The 18,526-nt window shown below is 44.9% G+C and carries 18 protein-coding genes; 12 read left to right on the top strand and 6 right to left on the bottom strand.

Going from position 1 to position 18,526, the window contains the following annotated elements; translation table 11 throughout:
• Window position 1: 1 nt before the first annotated feature.
• On the top strand, window positions 2–556 hold the full coding sequence (locus tag AAA942_RS17850; protein ID WP_338221666.1) for a gluconate 2-dehydrogenase subunit 3 family protein: 555 nt from the start codon (window positions 2–4) through the stop codon (window positions 554–556).
• 217 nt (window positions 557–773) lie between these two features.
• Here the strand turns inward: AAA942_RS17850 and AAA942_RS17845 are convergent, their stop codons facing one another.
• Entirely contained in the window at window positions 774–1,424 is a 651-nt protein-coding gene (locus AAA942_RS17845; RefSeq protein ID WP_338221665.1) for an MCP four helix bundle domain-containing protein, read from the bottom strand.
• 96 nt (window positions 1,425–1,520) lie between these two features.
• Window positions 1,521–2,387 (bottom strand): glycoside hydrolase family 16 protein, encoded by an 867-nt coding sequence (locus AAA942_RS17840; RefSeq protein WP_338221664.1) that lies wholly within the window; start codon window positions 2,385–2,387, stop codon window positions 1,521–1,523.
• 68 nt (window positions 2,388–2,455) lie between these two features.
• Between AAA942_RS17840 and AAA942_RS17835 the strand changes: the two genes are divergently transcribed.
• On the top strand, window positions 2,456–3,619 hold the full coding sequence (locus AAA942_RS17835) for a homogentisate 1,2-dioxygenase (RefSeq protein ID WP_338221663.1): 1,164 nt from the start codon (window positions 2,456–2,458) through the stop codon (window positions 3,617–3,619).
• A 38-nt stretch (window positions 3,620–3,657) separates the two neighbouring features.
• On the opposite strand, the gene AAA942_RS17830 is transcribed toward AAA942_RS17835, so the two are convergent.
• Together AAA942_RS17830 and pafA are read right to left on the bottom strand one after the other, a co-directional pair.
• Complete coding sequence (locus tag AAA942_RS17830) at window positions 3,658–4,068, bottom strand: transposase (RefSeq protein ID WP_338221662.1); 411 nt, start codon at window positions 4,066–4,068, stop codon at window positions 3,658–3,660.
• 215 nt (window positions 4,069–4,283) lie between these two features.
• Window positions 4,284–5,921, bottom strand: a complete 1,638-nt coding sequence (gene pafA, locus AAA942_RS17825) for an alkaline phosphatase PafA (RefSeq protein WP_338221661.1) — start codon at window positions 5,919–5,921, stop codon at window positions 4,284–4,286.
• 139 nt (window positions 5,922–6,060) lie between these two features.
• Between pafA and AAA942_RS17820 the strand changes: the two genes are divergently transcribed.
• The 9 genes from AAA942_RS17820 (at window position 6,061) to AAA942_RS17780 (ending at window position 15,831) form a co-directional block, all read left to right on the top strand.
• Entirely contained in the window at window positions 6,061–7,764 is a 1,704-nt protein-coding gene (locus AAA942_RS17820; RefSeq protein ID WP_338221660.1) for a hypothetical protein, read from the top strand.
• A gap of 111 nt (window positions 7,765–7,875) precedes the next feature.
• Complete coding sequence (locus tag AAA942_RS17815; protein ID WP_338221659.1) at window positions 7,876–9,708, top strand: ABC transporter ATP-binding protein; 1,833 nt, start codon at window positions 7,876–7,878, stop codon at window positions 9,706–9,708.
• A 28-nt stretch (window positions 9,709–9,736) separates the two neighbouring features.
• On the top strand, window positions 9,737–10,105 hold the full coding sequence (locus AAA942_RS17810; protein ID WP_338221658.1) for a hypothetical protein: 369 nt from the start codon (window positions 9,737–9,739) through the stop codon (window positions 10,103–10,105).
• 68 nt (window positions 10,106–10,173) lie between these two features.
• The gene (locus AAA942_RS17805) at window positions 10,174–11,712 is read left to right on the top strand and encodes a YifB family Mg chelatase-like AAA ATPase (protein WP_338221657.1); all 1,539 of its coding nucleotides are present in this window, start codon (window positions 10,174–10,176) and stop codon (window positions 11,710–11,712) included.
• 58 nt (window positions 11,713–11,770) lie between these two features.
• On the top strand, window positions 11,771–12,259 hold the full coding sequence (gene tnpA, locus AAA942_RS17800) for an IS200/IS605 family transposase (protein WP_338221656.1): 489 nt from the start codon (window positions 11,771–11,773) through the stop codon (window positions 12,257–12,259).
• Between the two features lie 230 nt (window positions 12,260–12,489).
• A complete protein-coding gene (locus AAA942_RS17795; RefSeq protein WP_338221655.1) occupies window positions 12,490–12,789 on the top strand; it encodes a GIY-YIG nuclease family protein in 300 nt (99 codons plus the stop codon).
• A gap of 312 nt (window positions 12,790–13,101) precedes the next feature.
• Window positions 13,102–13,971 carry a restriction endonuclease gene (locus tag AAA942_RS17790; RefSeq protein ID WP_338221654.1) on the top strand — a complete coding sequence of 290 codons (870 nt, stop codon included), beginning with the start codon at window positions 13,102–13,104 and terminating at the stop codon, window positions 13,969–13,971.
• A gap of 27 nt (window positions 13,972–13,998) precedes the next feature.
• Window positions 13,999–14,310 carry an HNH endonuclease signature motif containing protein gene (locus AAA942_RS17785; RefSeq protein ID WP_338221653.1) on the top strand — a complete coding sequence of 104 codons (312 nt, stop codon included), beginning with the start codon at window positions 13,999–14,001 and terminating at the stop codon, window positions 14,308–14,310.
• 192 nt (window positions 14,311–14,502) lie between these two features.
• Window positions 14,503–15,831: a Zn-dependent hydrolase gene (locus AAA942_RS17780; RefSeq protein WP_338221652.1), complete on the top strand. Its 1,329-nt coding sequence runs from the start codon at window positions 14,503–14,505 to the stop codon at window positions 15,829–15,831.
• Between the two features lie 43 nt (window positions 15,832–15,874).
• Here the strand turns inward: AAA942_RS17780 and AAA942_RS17775 are convergent, their stop codons facing one another.
• Complete coding sequence (locus AAA942_RS17775) at window positions 15,875–16,279, bottom strand: DUF2784 domain-containing protein (protein WP_338221651.1); 405 nt, start codon at window positions 16,277–16,279, stop codon at window positions 15,875–15,877.
• A gap of 239 nt (window positions 16,280–16,518) precedes the next feature.
• On the opposite strand from AAA942_RS17775, the gene AAA942_RS17770 reads away from it, so the two are divergent.
• Complete coding sequence (locus AAA942_RS17770) at window positions 16,519–17,307, top strand: DUF3050 domain-containing protein (RefSeq protein WP_338221650.1); 789 nt, start codon at window positions 16,519–16,521, stop codon at window positions 17,305–17,307.
• Window positions 17,308–17,333: 26 nt separating this feature from the next.
• Here the strand turns inward: AAA942_RS17770 and AAA942_RS17765 are convergent, their stop codons facing one another.
• Window positions 17,334–18,524 carry a GTP-binding protein gene (locus AAA942_RS17765; RefSeq protein ID WP_338221649.1) on the bottom strand — a complete coding sequence of 397 codons (1,191 nt, stop codon included), beginning with the start codon at window positions 18,522–18,524 and terminating at the stop codon, window positions 17,334–17,336.
• Window positions 18,525–18,526: the final 2 nt, after the last annotated feature.

Genomic DNA, 18,526 nt, shown 5'->3' with positions numbered 1-18,526 from the left:
AATGAACAGAAGAGATGCACTAAAAAGCGTCGCACTGATGATGGGGGGTACGATGATCGGTGCCACCGCAATCCTGACAGGATGCGCTCCCGAAAATCAAATCAAAGATCTGAACTTCAGCCCTGAAGATTTAGCCTTTCTGGATGAAATCGGAGAAACCATTATTCCTACTACAGATACTCCCGGCGCCAAGGCTACCAAAATCGGTGAATTCATGCAGATGATGGTTAAGGATACCTATGATGCCGAGCAGCAGCAAGCCTTCATCGATGGACTGAACACCATACGTAAGGAATTCAAAGCAGAAAAAGGCAGTGACTTTATTCAGGCCAGTGCAGAAGATCGCCTAGCTTACTTAAATGGTCTTCAGGAACAATTCAAAAACAGTGGGGAAGAGCGCAAGCCGATCATTATCAATATGCTTCGCGACCTGACTGTCCTGGGATATTTCACCTCAGAAATCGGGGCATCCCAAGCTCTGCGATATGTGGAAGTTCCCGGCCGGTATGACGGCTGCATTGATTACCAAAAAGGTGACAAAGCCTGGGCGATTTAATCCCAAAAACAAAACGAGGATGTCTCAAAAGTAAAGTTTGTCACATTGAGCGAAGTCGAAATGTCGTCCAGAAAGCTGGTAATGGCCTTCGACTCCTGTCACCCTGAGCGAAGTCGAAGGGTCAGGCTGACAACGAAACGATTTTTGAGGCAACCTCTTTTTATGGTAACTCAATTTTTTAGGAAAAAGCAAGAATAACCTTTTGACTGTATTAAGGTTAAATCATTCCTTCATTTCTCCTGACCGGGCGGAAAAGGAACAAAAACATCACCACCACCAAAATAATCAAAATGGCCACCTCAAATTGGGCCCATATTTGAGATCGGTTGATCAAAGTCTTGGCTTTGGTAATGATCCTTTCCCCTTCTTGAAGCTGAATATTGCTGAGGTTGTCCAAATCCTTCCGAGCATCGCTGATTTTTTTGTCATAGATTCTGACCTGAGCTCTGTTTACCCCTGAGGAATCGGAATAGAGCAGTTCATAGCTTTTGATATTAAGGTCTTGAGTGATGATTTTTTTGAAATCATTTAAATACGTTGCCTCTTCAGGGGTCAATTTGGTTTGCTCAAATTCTGTAACCACTTCCAGAATCTGAGCCTCATAGGTTGAAATCTCATTGATGACTTTGGAATAGTCATATTCCACATCGCAGTGATCGATCAGTTTCTGGATTTGGAAAAGTTTTTCAGAAATTCCAAAAATGTAACTTTCCACGACTAGGCGGTCATTGTAAACTTCTGTAAAGGTTGTGCTTATATTTTTGAATGATTGTCTTTCCAGAAGATTTTTAGCATAGAGCATCAAAAGCAGAACACTGATGATAATGAAGGCTCTGATCTTCCTTCTTTTGGTATAGGAATCTTGCATGAGGTAAGTAATGCTAACAATGAAACTTGGTCTAATTAACGGACAAAAGGAAACATTCCAAAAAATTTCGGACAAATACCTCCAAGTGCGCCAAGTTTATTGCCCTTTCGGCATTTGATCATAGACTCGCACATAATCGATTTCCATTCGCTGAGGCCAAATATCAGGATCCACACCTTTCTGTCCACCCCAGTTTCCTCCCACTGCAATATTCAGAATCAGATGAAAAGGCTGATCAAAGGGCCACTCCTGATAGTCTCCACCTGTGTTTTCAAAAGTAAAATACCGCTCTCCGTCTTTGTAGAAATCAATTTTTTCGGCAGTCCAATCGATGGCATACACGTGAAACTCCGAATTAAAATCAGGCACATTCACCTGAGCTCCTTTATGGGTGTTTTTGGTATGGTTGAAAGCTGCAGTATGAACCGTGCCATGAACTGTACCTGGATCATAGCCTACGTGTTCCATAATGTCAATTTCTCCGTTTTTTGGCCATCCTCCATGGCGATTTTCCTCAGCCAGCATCCAGATCGCGGGCCAGGTACCTACACCTTCAGGAAGCTTGGCCCTGACTTCAATGTATCCATATTGCCAGGCGGCCTTGCCTTTGGTGACTAAGCGGGCCGAGCTGTATCCTTTGGCAAAGGAAGAATCCTGCTTGGCCTCGATGATCAATACCCCGTTTTCCACTCGGGCGTTGGAAGGGTTGGCTTCGGTGTAAAATTGCAACTCATTATTTCCCCATCCATGGTCTCCTACATTGTAGCCCCACTTTTCAGGATCTGGAAGTCCATTTTGATCAAATTCATCTGACCAAAGCAGAGTAGCTCCTGTCTGAGCTATTGTCGGAAAAAAGATTACTGAGAATAATGGAATGAGGATCAGAACCCAAGTTTTTTGGATGGTCGGGATAGTTCCAGCAAAACTTTCTAAGCTGTAGCCCAGTTGATCAAAAGAGTACATGAGAAGATGAATAGGTCTTTGAGATAAGTGCTAAATTAGCATGCAAAAGCGAATATAAACCCAAAATCATGGCATACTACTTCAGATTAGGAAAAATTCCCCCCAAGCGACATACCCAATTCAGGCAGCCTGACGGCAGTCTTTACAAAGAAGAATTGGTGAGTTCAAAAGGCTTTTCCGGTATCTATTCCAACCTGTATCATATATACAATCCCAACGAAGTCAAATCCATTGGCACTCCCAAACCCTATAAATGGGAACCTGCAGAGGCCTACGGACTCAATCAGACCCATCTCAAGACTTCAGGTGTAGAGATCACCGGAGAGGACTACCTGAGTGCCCGAAGGATGCTGATGATGAACAATGACGTCATGATGGGAATCTGCTCGCCCAAGCAGCGGAAAATGGAATACTACTTCAAAAATGCCGATGGGGACGAGTTGATTTACATCCACGACGGAGAGGGAGTATTGTACTCTCAATTTGGAAAGCTGGAAGTGAAAAAAGGGGACTATGTGGTCATTCCAAGAACCACGATTTATCGATTTGAATTTGCAGAAGAAGGACCTCTCCGCCTATTGGTCATCGAATCCCATGGCCCAATCGAAACGGTAAAGCGTTACCGAAACGAGGTGGGACAATTATTGGAGCACTCCCCCTATTGCGAAAGAGATATAAGACCTCCTCATGAGCTCCATATCGAAGATCAAAAGGGCGATTACTTAGTCCAAATTAAAAAACAGGGCATGCTTCACCAATATCACTATGGGCACAGCCCCTTGGATATCGTGGGCTGGGATGGTTACCTTTACCCTTATGCGCTTTCCATTCATGATTTCGAGCCGATCACCGGACGAATTCATCAGCCGCCTCCGGTGCATCAGACTTTTCAGGCTTGGGGATTTGTAATTTGCTCCTTTGTTCCTCGCTTGTTTGATTATCATCCTTTGGCTATACCTGCCCCTTACAACCACAGCAATATTGACTCGGATGAGGTGCTCTATTATGCAGAAGGTGAATTTATGAGCCGAAAAGGCATAGACCGAGGATCATTCACCATACACATGGGAGGACTTCCTCACGGACCCCATCCCGGAACAGTCGAGAAATCCATCGGAGCTAAAGAAACCAAAGAGTATGCAGTCATGCTTGATACCTTCAAGCCTCTGATGCTGACCAAAGATGCACTGAGTTTTGTGGATGAAAATTACCCGATGAGCTGGACTGAATAAGTAATTGAAGCCTCTGGAACAGCCTCCAGGGGCTTTTTTTACATCCCCAAAAATTTCATCTCTTCTTCCAGTGACACTTCCTGATGGATGAGTTCTTGGCGCATAATTCCACTTTTCTCGGTAGAAAGACGAGTAGCACTCACAGAATGCACATGAAACTCTTCCTCCCAATCCAGATTCACATCCATTTTGCTTTCTTTCAAAGAGTCCTGAATTTTGGATTGAATCTTCTTTAAAACCTCCTTGGCAGATAGAGAATCTGATAAATTGATCAAAAGATGGATGTGCTCAGGCAAAATATGGTAAGCACAGGGCTGATCGCAATTTTCTGATAAAAACCCCTCCAGTCCTTCCTTGATTCCTTTCTTCAATTTACCCACCAAAAGCGGTTCTCTTTGGCGGGTATAAAAAACAAGATGAATCCAGATTTTTGAGGATGAATAGCTCATATTTAAAAATGAATAGCTCAAATTAATCAACTTCCTGAAAAAAATCCAAGCACAAAAACCAGCGAATGCAGAGAAAACCTAAGTTTTATTCAATAGAAATCGAGTCTTAAGACAAGTTCAGGAATCAATACCAATTCAAGATGATTTGAAGGCTTGTTGAACGATCGCCAAAAAAATCCCGGGTTTTGTACCCGGGATCAAATGCTTCTCTTCAGTTATTTTCCATCGACAATCTCCTTGATCGGCTGCCCTGTGGCTCCATTCGGAAATTTGATTTTCAACAATACCGACAAGGTAGGTGCTATATCCGTGACTGTGGTATAGGTGGAACTTGTACCCGGCTTGATTCCCCAGCCATAGAAGGCAATGGGCACGTGGGTATCGTAAGTATACCCTGAGCCATGTGTAGTTCCCCTTTGACCACCGGCAAGCCAAGCCGGCTCCAAGACTAAAAGGACATCCCCAGAGGCTTTGTGATTGAATCCCATCTGAAGCAAGTGCTTGCTTCCGAAATTATACTCCATTGTCTTGAGATCAGCAGCAGTGTATGCTTCCTTCACTCCCTTGAATCTCAGAGAATAGTCGGCGATTTCCCGCTGCATGAGCTCAAAATCCATGTTTTTTTCTCTTGCCAAGTCCTTATTAAGAAAAACCTGTTCGTTGGAAAAATTCAGGATCCAGTTACCATCTCCATATTTGGCCTGAGCAAAGCCTCGGAGCTGTCCCAAAATAAGTCCGGTATTGAAGTTGCCAGCAGGAACTTTTTCGCTGACCATGTAGCTCGGCACTTCGGCCACAGCATGATCTGCGGAGATAAAGACCAGATATTGCCCTTTGCCGATTTTCTGATCCAAGTAGTCAAAAAATGCTGCCAAATCCTTGTCCAGTCTGAGGTAATTGTCTTCCACTTCTACAGAAGAAGGACCAAATCGATGACCGATGTAATCCGGACTGGAAAAGCTCACTGCCAGCAAATCAGTCACTCCTCTTTGCCCCAGCTTTTCTCCTTCTATCGCCGCATAGGCAAAATCCAAAGTCAGACTATTTCCATAAGGAGTGGAGGCGATGAGGCCGTAGTCCCCATTATTCTTTCTCAAAGAATCCAGAGCGTAAGGGAATGTGGGAGTATTTTTTCCAATAAAAGGAGCCTCAAAATCATTGTTGTCAGGAAGAGAATTGACGTAGGACTCAATCGGATACAAGGTATTCCAAGTCTGTCCTAAGTAGTAATCGGGTCTTTTCTTCGCATTGAAATCAGCCGCCCATTGTGGTAAAGACTGATGGTAATAAGTTGAGGTCATCCACTCCCCATTGTCGCTGTCGTACCAATAGGCATCTCCGGTATGTCCTGCAGGCAGGCTTGCCCCACGGTCTTTGATGGCTATTCCTACGACTTTGGATCTTTTGGCAGTAGAAAAACGAAGTTCGTCCGAAATGGTGGTAGAAAGTAGGTTTCTGGGGCTGATTTGCCCATTTCCCGGAGTACCGCCTACATGGGTAACCGTACTGTCCTCTGCACAATATATCGCCCTGTTCAGCTGCCGCACATACCAGTTATTGGCGATAATTCCATGGGTAGCAGGGGTGGTACCGGTGTAGACAGAGGCATGTCCCGGCCCGGTGTAGGTAGGGATGTAATTGTAATGCCCGTTGGTCATCATAAATCCCTGCTCGGTAAATCGCTTAAAACCTCCCTCACCAAATCTGTCTCCAAAGCGATACAGGTACTCTTGTCTCATTTGGTCTACAATGATTCCTACCACTAATTTGGGTTGATTGTCAGGTTGTTGGGCTGAAGCAGAAAGTGTAAATAGACTCACTGCAAAAAATACTGCCAAGATCTTTCTTACCATTTCTTGTTGTTTTTTGCCAAAGATAAAGATATCTCCTTTTAGGCAGGTTAAAACTTTGTTAAGGTCATTTTAGTAGGAGGAAAAGGACAAAGCCAAGGCCTGATGAAAAATCTTCGGATTCTTTTTTAGCTTTAAGGCCATGCAAAAAAAAGTAACTCTTCGCTTTCTGACCCCGTCTATTTTGGCTTTGGGCATTTTACTGGTTTCCTTTCAGGCTTTTTCTCAGGGCTCCTATGTGCCTTACGACAGAGATTATTACCACAAAATCGAACGATACGAAATCCTTCAGGGTCAAAATAATCCCTTTTTCAACACGGGATTCAAACCCTACCGAAGAGATATCATTGCCGGGTTTTTGGACAGTTTGGCTTCAAATCCTGAAGTGATCCGTTCCAAAGCAGATCAATTCAATTTGGACTACCTGAGTCAGGACAACTGGGAATTCTCTGATCGGAATATTCCAGAATCCAAAAAACCTTTCCTGAAGAAATTGTATCAAAGACCAGGAGATTTTGCCCATTACAACTCAGAGGAGTTTGATATTCATCTCAGCCCAGTCATCTATCTCAGCGGAGGCACAGAGACAGACAACAATCAAAATCCTGCCCGACTAGCCAGAGGGGTGGTTTTGAGGGGTTCGGTAGATCAAAAGGTGGGCTTTTTTACCTATTTCACCACTTCGGAAGTATTTTTTCCCTCTTGGGTCAAAGACTACACGGAATACAACGGGGCTGTTCCCGGAGAGGGTTTTTGGAAAGAATATCAGGATAATGGCTACAGCTATTTTTCTGCCTTGGGCCATGTATCCTTTCAGATCACCAAGCATATTGAAGTACAGGTGGGACACGATCGGAATTTTGCCGGGGAGGGATATCGCTCTTTCCAGATTTCGGATTTCTCCAACCCCTATATGTTTGTCAAATTCAATACAAAAGTCTGGAAGTTTCAGCTGACCAATATCTGGTCCCAAATGACCGCAGATGTATTTTATGACAGAGGCCGACCCACGGATGGAAGATATCCCCAAAAGTATTTTTCCTACAACCGCATGGGATTCAATGTGGGCAAAAAAATCAATCTGGGCTGGTTTGCCTCTGTAATGACAGACAAGATCAATTTCAACTACTTCAATCCCCTAGTGATGGTGCGATGGGTGGAGCAGCAGCTAGGTACACCGGACAAAGTCATGCTGGGAATAGACGGAAAGTGGATGGTCACTCCCGGATTGCAGCTGTATGGGCAGTTTGCTTTGGATGAATTTGTCTTCACGGAGTTTTTCGAGATTGACGGAGACGGATCAAAGCGAAACAAATACGGCGCCCAGGCTGGATTGAAATACATCAATGCACTGAACATCAGCAACCTGGATTTTCAGCTGGAATGGAATCAGGCCAGGCCCTATACTTTTCAGGAGAAGGTGGACTATCAATCCTATTCCAACTGGCGCACGCCACTTACTCATCCTCGGGGTGCCAATTTCAGAGAATTTGTTGGAATCCTCCGCTATCAGCCTCTTCCCCGGCTGGATTTGAATCTCACAGGCATGTATCAGCTTTTCGGAGCGGATGAAAACCCAGAAACCAACTGGGGCGGAGATGTGCTGAAAAACAGACTGGAAGGCAGCCCAACCGGCCTCTTTGGTAATTTTATCGGTCAGGGAGTGGAAAATCAGGTTGTCCAGACCAATTTTAACGCTTCCTATATGTTGAAGCACAACTTCTTTGTGGACTTTTCCCACACCTATAGAAGAAGGACGGCTCAAGACCTCAACGCACCTCAGGCCAGTAATTTCCTGCAGTTTGCCTTCCGGTGGAATTTCACCAGACCGGATTTCAATTACTGATGGTCGATCCAAGATCTGCATTTAAGGTCATCTTGAGGCTGGAAGGGTCTGAGAAGTCTTCCCTCCGCTAATTTTCCGTAACTTGCGGCCCAAATAATTTCGTCCTTTTAGATGAACACCTACTTTCGGATCCTTTCCTATGCCCGGCCCTTTGGCAGGTTTGTTCCGATCTATATTTTCTACGCCTTTTTGGCGATTGTCTTTGGCCTGCTCAATTTCACCCTGCTCAAGCCGCTCTTCGATGTCATCTTTGAGCAGGTAGAGCCGGCATCTTTGGAAAAATACCGCAGTCTGGGCCCTTTCAGCCTTTCGGTAGACTACTTCACTTCCCTGTTTTATCACCGATTTCTGCTGGTTCAGGACGCCTACGGCAAATTCGGCACCTTGGTCTTTGTCTGCATCATCATTGTCATTTCCGTCTTCCTTTCCAATCTCTTCACCTACTTATCCGGAGTGGTTTTGGCCAAAGTAAGAGCCACAGTGATTCGAGGCATGCGCATGGACATCTTCCAAAAAGTCAATCGCCTCCACTTGGGCTACTTTTCCAATGAGCGCAAAGGAGACCTGATGTCCAAAATGACCAATGATGTGCAGGAGGTAGAAAACACCATTGTCCAGTCCCTGAGGGTGGTATTCCGGGAACCTGCCACCATCATTCTGTATTTTGCAGTGCTATTTTTCATGTCGGTCAAGCTGACCCTTTTCACCATTCTGATTATCCCTATTTCCGGAGCCATTATAGGTGGAATCACCAAACGCCTGAAAAAAAGGGCCATTCAAAGCCAGCAATCTCTTGGGAGAATTGTGAATATTCTGGATGAAACCCTAGGGGGCATGCGGGTCATCAAGGCCTTCAATGCCGAGCGGTTTACGGAGGATAAATTTGACGGAGAAAACGACTATTACTCCCGGGTCAATGTGAGTATGGCCCGAAAAAACGAGCTGGCCTCTCCCATTTCCCAATTTCTCGGAGTCAGCGTGGTAGCAGGAATTCTGGTCTATGGAGGCAGTCTTGTCCTGAGCGGAGAATCTAGCCTGAGCGCATCGGACTTTATCACCTACATCATCATTTTCACCCAAGTCCTCAATCCGGCCAAGGAAATCTCCCGTGCCGTGAGCAGCATTCAAAGAGGGATAGCCTCAGCCGAGCGAATCTTTGAAGTGGTGGACACTCCTGAGCTGATCAACTCCCCGGCCAACCCTAAAAAGCTAAAGACCTTTGAAAAAGAAATTGAATTCCACGAGGTCAGCTTTGCCTATCAGGATCAGTTGGTTTTGGAAAAGATCAGTTTTCGCTTGGAAAAAGGAAAAACTATTGCCTTGGTGGGGCCTTCAGGTGGAGGCAAGTCCACCTTGGCGGATCTGGTTCCCCGATTTTATGATCCCACCTCTGGGCAGATCACCTTGGACGGAACTGACATCCGGGAGTATTCCACTTCCGAACTGAGAAACCTGATGGGCATCGTCACTCAGGAATCCATCCTGTTTAATGATACGGTTTACAACAACATAGCCTTTGGAATCGAAGAGGCCACTGAGGAGCAGGTGATCGCAGCCGCCCAAATTGCCAATGCGCATTCCTTTATTTCCCAGCTCGAAAACGGCTACCAAACCAATATCGGAGACCGGGGTTCCAAGCTATCCGGAGGACAAAGGCAACGATTGAGCATTGCCCGGGCAGTATTGAAAAACCCACCTATTCTGATCCTGGACGAAGCTACTTCGGCATTGGATTCCGAATCAGAGCAGTTGGTACAAGAGGCTTTGACCAAACTGATGACCAACCGTACCACCTTGGTCATCGCTCACCGTCTGAGTACTATCCAGCATGCGGATGAGATTTTGGTCATCGAAAAAGGCAAAATCGTCCAGCAAGGCACCCACATAGAACTGATGCAGAGAGAAGGGCTTTACCAAAAGCTTTCCAGTATTCAATCCGTTTGAGTAAATTGGAAAAATTTAATTTTGACCTATGAAAAAGCTTTCATTATATCTCCAACTGGCTCTGCTGGTATTCTTTCTGGTTTTCTTGCTCTTCTTCATCTTCTTTGATACGCTGGGAGCTACCTTCAATATGGACCCGATCACTCCCGAATCTATGGTCAAGGTGTTTTTGACCGGATTGATTGTATTCTTGGCTGTGTGGGGAGCTACTGCCATGCATACCAGCAGTCAAGACTCTACCATCAAAAAGATGCAGAATGAAATGAATGGATTGAAGGCAAAAATCTACGATTTTGAGCATCCCAAGTCTGAGGAACCCAAGAAAACCATCCCTCAAAAAAACCAGGAAGACCCTAGCGGGACCATCAAGCCCCGCCAAAATTTTACGGATCAATAAAGATTTAATTTTCGCAAAGTTTTATATTAAGGAAGCCAAATCGGTTTCCTTTTTTATTTGAAAAAGCTATGGTTGCAAAAACTTTTGGAAGCGCCGTCTCAGGAGTAGACGCAAATCTGATCACCATCGAAGTCAATGTAGGACAGGGCACCAGTTTCTTTATGGTAGGTCTTCCCGACTCAGCCGTAAAGGAATCCCAGCAGCGGGTAGAATCTGCCCTGAAGTATTTCAACTACCGCATGCCCCGGCAAAAGGTGGTGATCAATCTCGCTCCTGCAGATATCCGAAAAGAGGGATCAGCCTACGATCTACCCATCGCCATGGGGATCTTGCAGGCTTCAGAGCAGGTGAGTTTTCCGGAACTGGAGCGCTATGTGATTATGGGCGAGCTTTCACTGGATGGTAATCTCCGCCCGATCAAAGGAGTCCTTCCCATTGCCATCGAGGCGAGGAAGAGAGGATTCAAAGGCTTTATTCTTCCCTTGGAAAATGCCAAAGAAGCCTCTATCGTGAATAACATCGACATCATCGGTGTGGAGACTTTGGATCAGGCTGTGGATTTCCTTCAGGGCAATTTGGACATCGAGCCCTTGGTCACCGATACCCGGGAGATTTTTTATCATTCTCTGGACGAAAACGAATTTGACTTTGCCGATGTGCAAGGTCAGGAAAATATCAAGCGGGCCATGGAAATCGCCGCAGCGGGAGGACATAACGTGATCATGATCGGCCCTCCCGGAGCGGGGAAAACTATGCTCGCCAAGCGCCTGCCTTCCATCTTGCCTCCGCTTTCCCTACAGGAAGCTTTGGAGACGACAAAGATCCATTCCGTAGCGGGTAAACTGGGACGCAATGCCTCTCTCCTAGCCCAAAGACCTTTCCGTAGCCCTCACCATACCATCTCTGACGTAGCCTTGGTGGGCGGAGGAGGTAATCCCCAACCCGGGGAAATCTCCCTTGCCCACAATGGGGTCTTGTTTCTGGACGAACTCCCAGAATTCAAACGCACAGTCCTCGAAGTCATGCGTCAACCCCTCGAAGAGCGAAAGGTCACCATCTCCCGGGCGAAGGTCTCGGTGGACTATCCGGCCAACTTTATGCTGATCGCCAGCATGAATCCATGCCCTTGTGGCTACTACAATCACCCGGAAAAGGAATGTGTCTGTGGACCTGGAATCGTGCAGCGCTACCTCAACAAGGTGAGCGGTCCCCTACTCGACCGGATTGACCTGCATGTGGAAGTGACTCCGGTGAAGTTTGACGAAATGACCTCCACCCGCAAGGCAGAATCCAGCAAAGCTATCCGGGAGCGGGTGATTCAGGGGAGAGAAAAGCAGAAAGATCGCTTCCAAAACAATCCCGAAGTCTACTGCAATGCGATGATGCCTTCGCACATGGTCAAAGAAGTCTGTCAAATCAATGAGGCTGGAAAAGCCCTGCTAAAAACCGCCATGGAACGACTCGGCCTCTCCGCCCGAGCCTACGACCGCATCCTCAAAGTCGCCCGCACCATCGCCGATATTGCCGGAAGTGAGGCCATCAAAGTCGAGCACCTAGCCGAAGCAATTCAGTATAGAAGTTTGGACAGAGAAGGTTGGGCGGGGTGAGGAGTATGGAATGAATGATTATAAAAAAAGTGAAAGTGGAAAAACAACTTTTTGAATTATGGCAAACACATATACTCAAATTCACATTCAAGTGGTTTTTACTGTTCAAAATCGCGATTGCATCATTCAAGAAACTTGGAAAAATGAGCTATATAAATATATCTCAGGGATTATAAATAACCACAACCATAAAGTCCTTGCGATAAATGGAATGCCTGATCATGTCCACATTCTTATCGGGATGAGGCCAACTCAATCGCTTTCGGAATTGATGCAAGATGTAAAAGGAGACAGCTCAAAATGGATCAACCAAAAGAAGTTTACTAAAGGGAAGTTTTCATGGCAGGAAGGATTTGGGGCCTTCAGCTACAGCAAATCTCATATAAATCAAGTTATTGATTATATCAAAAATCAGGAGGAGCATCACAAAAAATGGAGCTTTTTGGAAGAATATAGGACCCTGTTAGAGAAATTCGAAGTAGAATTTGACCAGCGTTATATTTTTCGGGAAGTGGATTATGGCAACGATATATTCCAACAGCAGTAAGTGCCGTTAGGCACAGGATGTGGGTAGAATAGGCTCAAACCAAAAATATCCCGTCCCGGATGGGACGGAAGAAGAGGTCCGCTCATATTCTACCAATATTCTGTCCCTAAAGGGACTAATGAAAACCTAAGCAGTGGAGCTGAATGTAATTTGAATTTTTTTCTGCCTTGAAATTCTATCAAGAAGGGTGGACGGGGTGATTAATCAGGAATAAAACTTAAAATTAAGGGATGAAACAAATCTACAAGATAACCTACCCTACCAATAAAATCTATATCGGAAAAGACAGTGTGGGAAGCCATAGATATTTTGGCAGTCCTGATTTGTATTTAATCAATAAAGATTTCGAAAACCTACCAAAAGAAGTTCGAATGGATTATACCGTACGTAAAGAAATATTGTGGGAATCTGAAACCGCGACAGAAAGAGAATTGGCAGAAAAAGAGATTGAATTCATTCGAAAATACCAGTCTAATAACCCCGAAATCGGATATAACCAATGGCCAAGATTTAAAACTGATCAAAAATGAAATTCGGTAAACCGATAAAAATTTTCCTAATAGATGGGGATCCAAATGGGCGAATGAGTGATAATTCAAATAGCAAGTGCCGCTAGGCACTGGAGGTGGGTAGAAAAGATTCAAGCCAAAATATCCCGTCCCGAATGGGACGGAAGAAGGGAGGCGGTATCTTACATACTACCAATATTCTGTCCCTAAAGGGACTAATGAAAACCTAAGTAGTGGGGCTGAATGTAATTTGGAATTCTTTTCTAGTTGGAAATTCAATCGAAAAGGATGGACGGGAAGAATAATTAGGAATTAAAAATTTAAAATTGAATAATGAGAAAAAGAAAAAGTCAAGCTGAGTTTGTAAAATGGTTTGGTCCTGTCTTGGACGCCCTTCGTGAACTAGGGAATACTGGAAAGCCAAAAGAGGTATGTGAAAAGATAGCTGAAAAAGAGAACTTGACAGAGGATTTTTTGGATCAGACTTTAAAATCAGGGACAAATAGATTTGAAAATCAAGTCGCTTGGGCAAGACAATATTTGATTTGGGAAGGACTCCTTGACTCAAGTGTTAGGGGAACTTGGAAACTGACTGAAAGAGGAAGAAATACCAATTTGGATTATGCTGCTGCCCATAAACTATTTTTGAAATGGGTTGAAATCAATCAAAAGGCCAGAAAAACGAAAACCAAGGAAGAAATAATTGAGGACCAAGAAGAGGATTCACCAGAAACTATTGAAATTCCTGCCGAGGCCAACCTGCTTTCAGTATTAAAATCTTTATCCCCTAAGGGATTTGAAAATATTTGTAAAGAGCTATTGAGAGAACACAATTTTGAAAAAGTGGAGGTAACTGGTAAGTCACATGATGGAGGAATCGATGGCTACGGGGTTTTGGAAATCAATCCATTTGTAAGTTTTAAAGTCATCTTCCAATGTAAACGTTACGAGGGCTCAGTTTCTAGGTCACAAGTGGGAGATTTTAGAAATTCAATGTTAGGAAGAGCCGAAAAAGGGATAATTCTGACCACTGGTACTTTCACAAAAGAAGCTGAAAAAGAGGCAAACAGGGAAGGGGCACCACCTATTGAACTTGTTGACGGAAATAAACTCGTTCAAATGTTTGAAAAGGTACAATTGGGTTTAAAACCCAAAACTGTATATGAGATTGATCTGAATTATTTCGAAAAATTCAAGGAATAGAATGTTGAAAAAATAAGGGTCTATCAAATGCCTAACCGCTGGGGAATTCCAAAAGAGGTAGAAGAATTAGTGAAGGCAAGGGATTTAGCCTGCGTTTATTGCGGAGTTTCTTTTCAGGATTCCGATGGTTCTCCCAGATCAAAACCCTCTTGGGAGCATATAATCAATGATATTCGGATTAATGGCCCAGAGAATATTGCTTTGTTTTGTCGCTCCTGCAATGCTAGCAAGGGAGCTAAAGAATTAGAGGTTTGGCTATTGAGCAGCTTTTGCCAAAAAAAGGGAATAAGCAATTCGACTTTAGCTCCTGTGGTTTTGAATTATGTGAAAAGAAAATAATCCCCACCTAAGCGTTGCTTGCTTCTACGCTTTTTTAATTCCAGAATACTTTGATTCAAAATTACCCTTTCATAGATTTTAGGAGGAGCCAATTTCACCAGCGAACTCCCCTACCGAGTAAATCCTCTTTTTTACACAAATCACTTTTCTCCCCAAAAATCCCTAACTTCTTGCGCCACCAATTCTTACCCCATGAGTCGTAGATCATTTTTAAAGAAAACCGCTTTGGCGAGTTTAGGCTTCACAGCCCTTGGCTTGCCGGTCCTCGAAGCAAATCCCTTTTTCGCCAATCTCCCAAAAGTCAATCGACAACGCATCGTGGACCGCATCGCAGAACTGGCCAAATTTGGTCAGGATGAGCGAGGGCATGGATTCCGTGTGGCTTACACTACTGGAGATGTGGAGGGGAGAAAATGGTTTATGGGCTTGATGGAAAAAGCTGGTTTGAATCCAAGCATCGATGCCGGAGGAAATATCATCGGGAGAAGGAAAGGGAAAAATCCCAGCTTGAAACCCATCGGCTTCGGTTCGCATATCGATATGGTCCCGGATGGGGGTAATTATGACGGGACTTTGGGAAGTTTGGCGGCTCTGGAAGTGATTGAAATCCTGAATGAAAATAAGATCACAACCGAGCATCCACTTGAGGTAATCATCTTTGCCAATGAGGAAGGAGGCCTGATCGGCAGTAAGGCTATGGTCGGAAAACTCACTCCCGAAGGTCTAAAGCAAATCAGCCAAAGTGGCCTCGAGATGGCAGAAGGAATCCGCACCATAGGCGGAAATCCCGAGGACATCAAAAGCGCCGAGCGGAAAAAAGGCGAGGTCCATGCCTGGCTGGAATTGCATATCGAGCAGGGAGGAATCTTGGACGCCGAAGGCCTGCAAATCGGAGTGGTAGAGGGAATTGTGGGGATATTGGATGTGGAAGTCCTAGTGGAAGGTTTTGCCAACCATGCCGGGACCACCCCCATGAAACTAAGAAAAGATGCCATGCTTGCCGCTTCCAAACTTACCGTTGCAGTGAATGAAATCGTCACGTCCATCCCCGGCAATCAGGTGGGAACGGTCGGAAAAGTCGAAGCCCATCCCGGAGCCTACAATGTCGTTCCGGGAAAAGTGATTCTAGGATTGGAAATTCGGGATTTGTCCTTTGACAAAATCGAAGACATTCTTGGACAAATCGAAAGGAAAGCCAAAGAAATCGCCGCAGAAACCCAAACCAGCATCTCCTTTCGTCGGGAACCCAGCTTCAATCTTCCCGCTCTGACAGACTCTTCTTTGCAGCAAAAAATCAATGCGGCAGCCCTTGCTCTTGGACTTTCTACCAAACAAATGCAAAGTGGAGCGGGTCATGATTCTCAGCAAATGGCCCTGATTGCTCCCGTGGGGATGATCTTTGTCCCAAGTGTGGGAGGCATCAGTCATTCTTATAATGAATTTACCAAAGCCGAGGACATGGAAAATGGGGCAAATGTGCTCCTCCACACCATCCTGGCAGTGGATCAAGAAAAGAGCTAATGAGAATATTTGATTTTCTTTGCCGATTATCTGAATCCTTACTTCAATTCATTTTTCTCAAGGTTTTTTTCCAATTCACCCAAATCGACATCCCAAAGGCCAAAAGTGTTAAGCCCAGTGTCCCGCCATCTACCCATTTTTGATCAGGCTTCCAGCCAAAGATCCGGTCGAGCAGGTAGCTGATATAGGAGTTGGGCAGGTTTGGAGTGCCGAGTTTCTCCAAGACTTGCCAGTGCCAATCCGTCAAAGGGCAATATCCCCAACCATACCAAATGCCCAAAAATCCCCAAGAGAGTAGAGTCAGACTTATGGTGATCAAATGTGCTTTTCGTGTTTTTCTCCAAATCCATCCAAATAGATTAAAAAGGATGAGGGCAGAATGAAAAACCAAAAAGAGCCAATCGGCCAGGTAGAGCTGAAAATCTGCGAAGACGATGGAAAGCACCATGAGGTAGGTTTTGTGTCAAGATAGAAAAGTCTGATTAAGTCTTGAACTGAAATGATCTCCAAAAACCCTCAAAAAATAATACCGAGGGGAAAATACTGTCCGGGTTTAGGATGCAATCGCAATCGAAAAACAAACTCATTGCACGTAAAGTTGGCAATAAACCAACCCATATCGGCTCTAAAGGCCAATCCAAACTCGATTCTTTATCGTAAATCACCCGTAAAAAAGCATAATAACCCATGAATCAGATTGAGTTCATAGAAAATGAAATTCTAGACCTAAGAAATCAACTCAAAAACCACCCCATGTTCGAACAGCTCCGTCAAATTGCAGATGTGCGGACTTTCATGGAAAATCACGTCTATGCGGTTTGGGATTTCATGTCTCTCCTTAAGGCTCTTCAGCTAAAAATTACGACCGTGCAAACCCCATGGATACCAGCTCCAAATGCCAGTTTGGCTAGATTCATCAATGAGATCGTTCACGGAGAAGAAAGTGACCTCAATGAACTGGGAGAGGCAAAAAGCCACTTTGAAATGTACCTCGAGGCGATGGATCAGCTAGAAGCTAATACTGAAGATATCCGACATCTGATAAAGCAAATTCAGTCAGGCCAACCTGTATCCAATGCTTTGGATGAATTAGGGATTGACTCCAAGGTCAAAGACTTTGTCAATTACACCTTTTCCGTCATCGAAACTGGCCAGACACATAAAATAGCCTCCGCCTTCACTTTTGGCAGAGAGGACTTGATTCCGGATATGTTTTTAGAGATTTTGAAAAAATCGGATGCGGAAAATACCCGCTACACCAAGCTAAACTACTATCTGCAGCGACACATCGAGCTGGATGGAGATGAGCATGGACCGCTGTCTCTGAAATTGATTGCAGAGCTTTGTGGGTCAGACCAAGGCAAATGGGACCAAGTCCTCGAAGTGGCTAAAGAGGCTCTTGAGAAAAGAATTGGGCTTTGGGATGCCATCCATGAATTGATTTTGGAGAAAAATACCCAAATGGCTGACTTTTAAGGGTCAGCCATTTTTCTTTTTTCAAATCAAAAAGGCCAGGGATCCTGGATTTTGGCACCTTTTGCCAGAAGATCCAACTCCCGGTCAGTCATCAGACAGGCTGTCAATTCAAATGTGATTTTACCTACTTCGGGGTATTGCCCGATGAGAACCAGCTCATTCAACCGATCCCCAAAGCGCTTGTCCCATCGGGATTCAATCCACTTTTGGTTGTCCAAGTAGGAAGCATAGCGAATCCGCTGTTGGAAAGGCATGGAAGCCCACCACGCGCCCGTAGGTTCGGCCTTGAGACTCCCTCCAGCCTGGGACCAAGAAATGGCTTCATCCATTCGTGAACCGATATAAAATAGCCCCTTACTCCGGATAATCGAAGCCGGCCATTCTGACTGAATATAATTCCAAAAGCGCTGAGGGTGGAAGGGTCTTTTGTCCCGAAACACAAAGCTGCTGATCCCGTATTCCTCAGTTTCCGGAGTATGCTCTTTTTCCAACTCTTCCATCCATGCAGCTGATGCGGACTCCAAGGCCTCATCATAAAGCCCCGTGTTTAGGATTTTATCCAAAGGAGCCTTCCCCTTTTCGGTACGAATGACCTGTGCACGGGGATTGAGCTTACGGAGAATCGCCTCCAGTTCCTCGGCTTGTTCGGCCGCTACCAAGTCACATTTATTCAGTAAAATCACATTGGCAAACTCAATTTGATCCGTGAGTAGATTGACAATGGAACGGGTATCCTCGGGATCGTCATTCATCTTTCGGGTCCATACGGTATCCCCACTCCCAAAGTCCTTCGGAAAGTTAAACGCATCCACCACAGTCACTAAGGTATCCAGCTGACTCACATCACCCAGAATGGCCTTACCGTGCTCGTCCACGAAAGTGAAAGTTTGTGCCACGGGCAAGGGTTCTGATATCCCTGAGCTTTCGATCAGCAGGTAGTCAAACCTTCCCTCTCTGGCCAGCTTGCCTACTTCCTCCATAAGGTCTTCCCTCAAGGTGCAGCAGATACAGCCATTGCTCATTTCTACCAGTTTTTCCTCAGTTCGGGATAGGGTATTTCCCTGCTGAATGACTTGTGCATCCACATTGATTTCGCCCATGTCATTGACGATGACGGCTACTTTCATACCCTCTTTATTATGCAGGACATGGTTGAGCAGAGTGGTTTTTCCGGCTCCCAAAAAGCCGCTCAATACAGTTACAGGTAGTTTTTTCATAA

The organism is Algoriphagus sp. oki45 (genome assembly GCF_036245605.1).
GTDB lineage: Bacteria > Bacteroidota > Bacteroidia > Cytophagales > Cyclobacteriaceae > Algoriphagus.
Note: the sequence above shows the minus strand (reverse complement) of the source record. Positions and strands in the feature narration are given on the sequence as shown.

What these genes read in the sequence shown, in the direction of transcription:
- AAA942_RS17850 (WP_338221666.1), top strand. Translation starts at nt 2, where the DNA reads ATGAACAGAAGAGATGCACTAAAAAGCGTCGCACTGATGATGGGGGGT.
- AAA942_RS17845 (WP_338221665.1), bottom strand. Translation starts at nt 1,424, where the DNA reads ATGCAAGATTCCTATACCAAAAGAAGGAAGATCAGAGCCTTCATTATC.
- AAA942_RS17840 (WP_338221664.1), bottom strand. Translation starts at nt 2,387, where the DNA reads ATGTACTCTTTTGATCAACTGGGCTACAGCTTAGAAAGTTTTGCTGGA.
- AAA942_RS17835 (WP_338221663.1), top strand. Translation starts at nt 2,456, where the DNA reads ATGGCATACTACTTCAGATTAGGAAAAATTCCCCCCAAGCGACATACC.
- AAA942_RS17830 (WP_338221662.1), bottom strand. Translation starts at nt 4,068, where the DNA reads ATGAGCTATTCATCCTCAAAAATCTGGATTCATCTTGTTTTTTATACC.
- pafA (WP_338221661.1), bottom strand. Translation starts at nt 5,921, where the DNA reads ATGGTAAGAAAGATCTTGGCAGTATTTTTTGCAGTGAGTCTATTTACA.
- AAA942_RS17820 (WP_338221660.1), top strand. Translation starts at nt 6,061, where the DNA reads ATGCAAAAAAAAGTAACTCTTCGCTTTCTGACCCCGTCTATTTTGGCT.
- AAA942_RS17815 (WP_338221659.1), top strand. Translation starts at nt 7,876, where the DNA reads ATGAACACCTACTTTCGGATCCTTTCCTATGCCCGGCCCTTTGGCAGG.
- AAA942_RS17810 (WP_338221658.1), top strand. Translation starts at nt 9,737, where the DNA reads ATGAAAAAGCTTTCATTATATCTCCAACTGGCTCTGCTGGTATTCTTT.
- AAA942_RS17805 (WP_338221657.1), top strand. Translation starts at nt 10,174, where the DNA reads ATGGTTGCAAAAACTTTTGGAAGCGCCGTCTCAGGAGTAGACGCAAAT.
- tnpA (WP_338221656.1), top strand. Translation starts at nt 11,771, where the DNA reads ATGGCAAACACATATACTCAAATTCACATTCAAGTGGTTTTTACTGTT.
- AAA942_RS17795 (WP_338221655.1), top strand. Translation starts at nt 12,490, where the DNA reads ATGAAACAAATCTACAAGATAACCTACCCTACCAATAAAATCTATATC.
- AAA942_RS17790 (WP_338221654.1), top strand. Translation starts at nt 13,102, where the DNA reads ATGAGAAAAAGAAAAAGTCAAGCTGAGTTTGTAAAATGGTTTGGTCCT.
- AAA942_RS17785 (WP_338221653.1), top strand. Translation starts at nt 13,999, where the DNA reads ATGCCTAACCGCTGGGGAATTCCAAAAGAGGTAGAAGAATTAGTGAAG.
- AAA942_RS17780 (WP_338221652.1), top strand. Translation starts at nt 14,503, where the DNA reads ATGAGTCGTAGATCATTTTTAAAGAAAACCGCTTTGGCGAGTTTAGGC.
- AAA942_RS17775 (WP_338221651.1), bottom strand. Translation starts at nt 16,279, where the DNA reads ATGGTGCTTTCCATCGTCTTCGCAGATTTTCAGCTCTACCTGGCCGAT.
- AAA942_RS17770 (WP_338221650.1), top strand. Translation starts at nt 16,519, where the DNA reads ATGAATCAGATTGAGTTCATAGAAAATGAAATTCTAGACCTAAGAAAT.
- AAA942_RS17765 (WP_338221649.1), bottom strand. Translation starts at nt 18,524, where the DNA reads ATGAAAAAACTACCTGTAACTGTATTGAGCGGCTTTTTGGGAGCCGGA.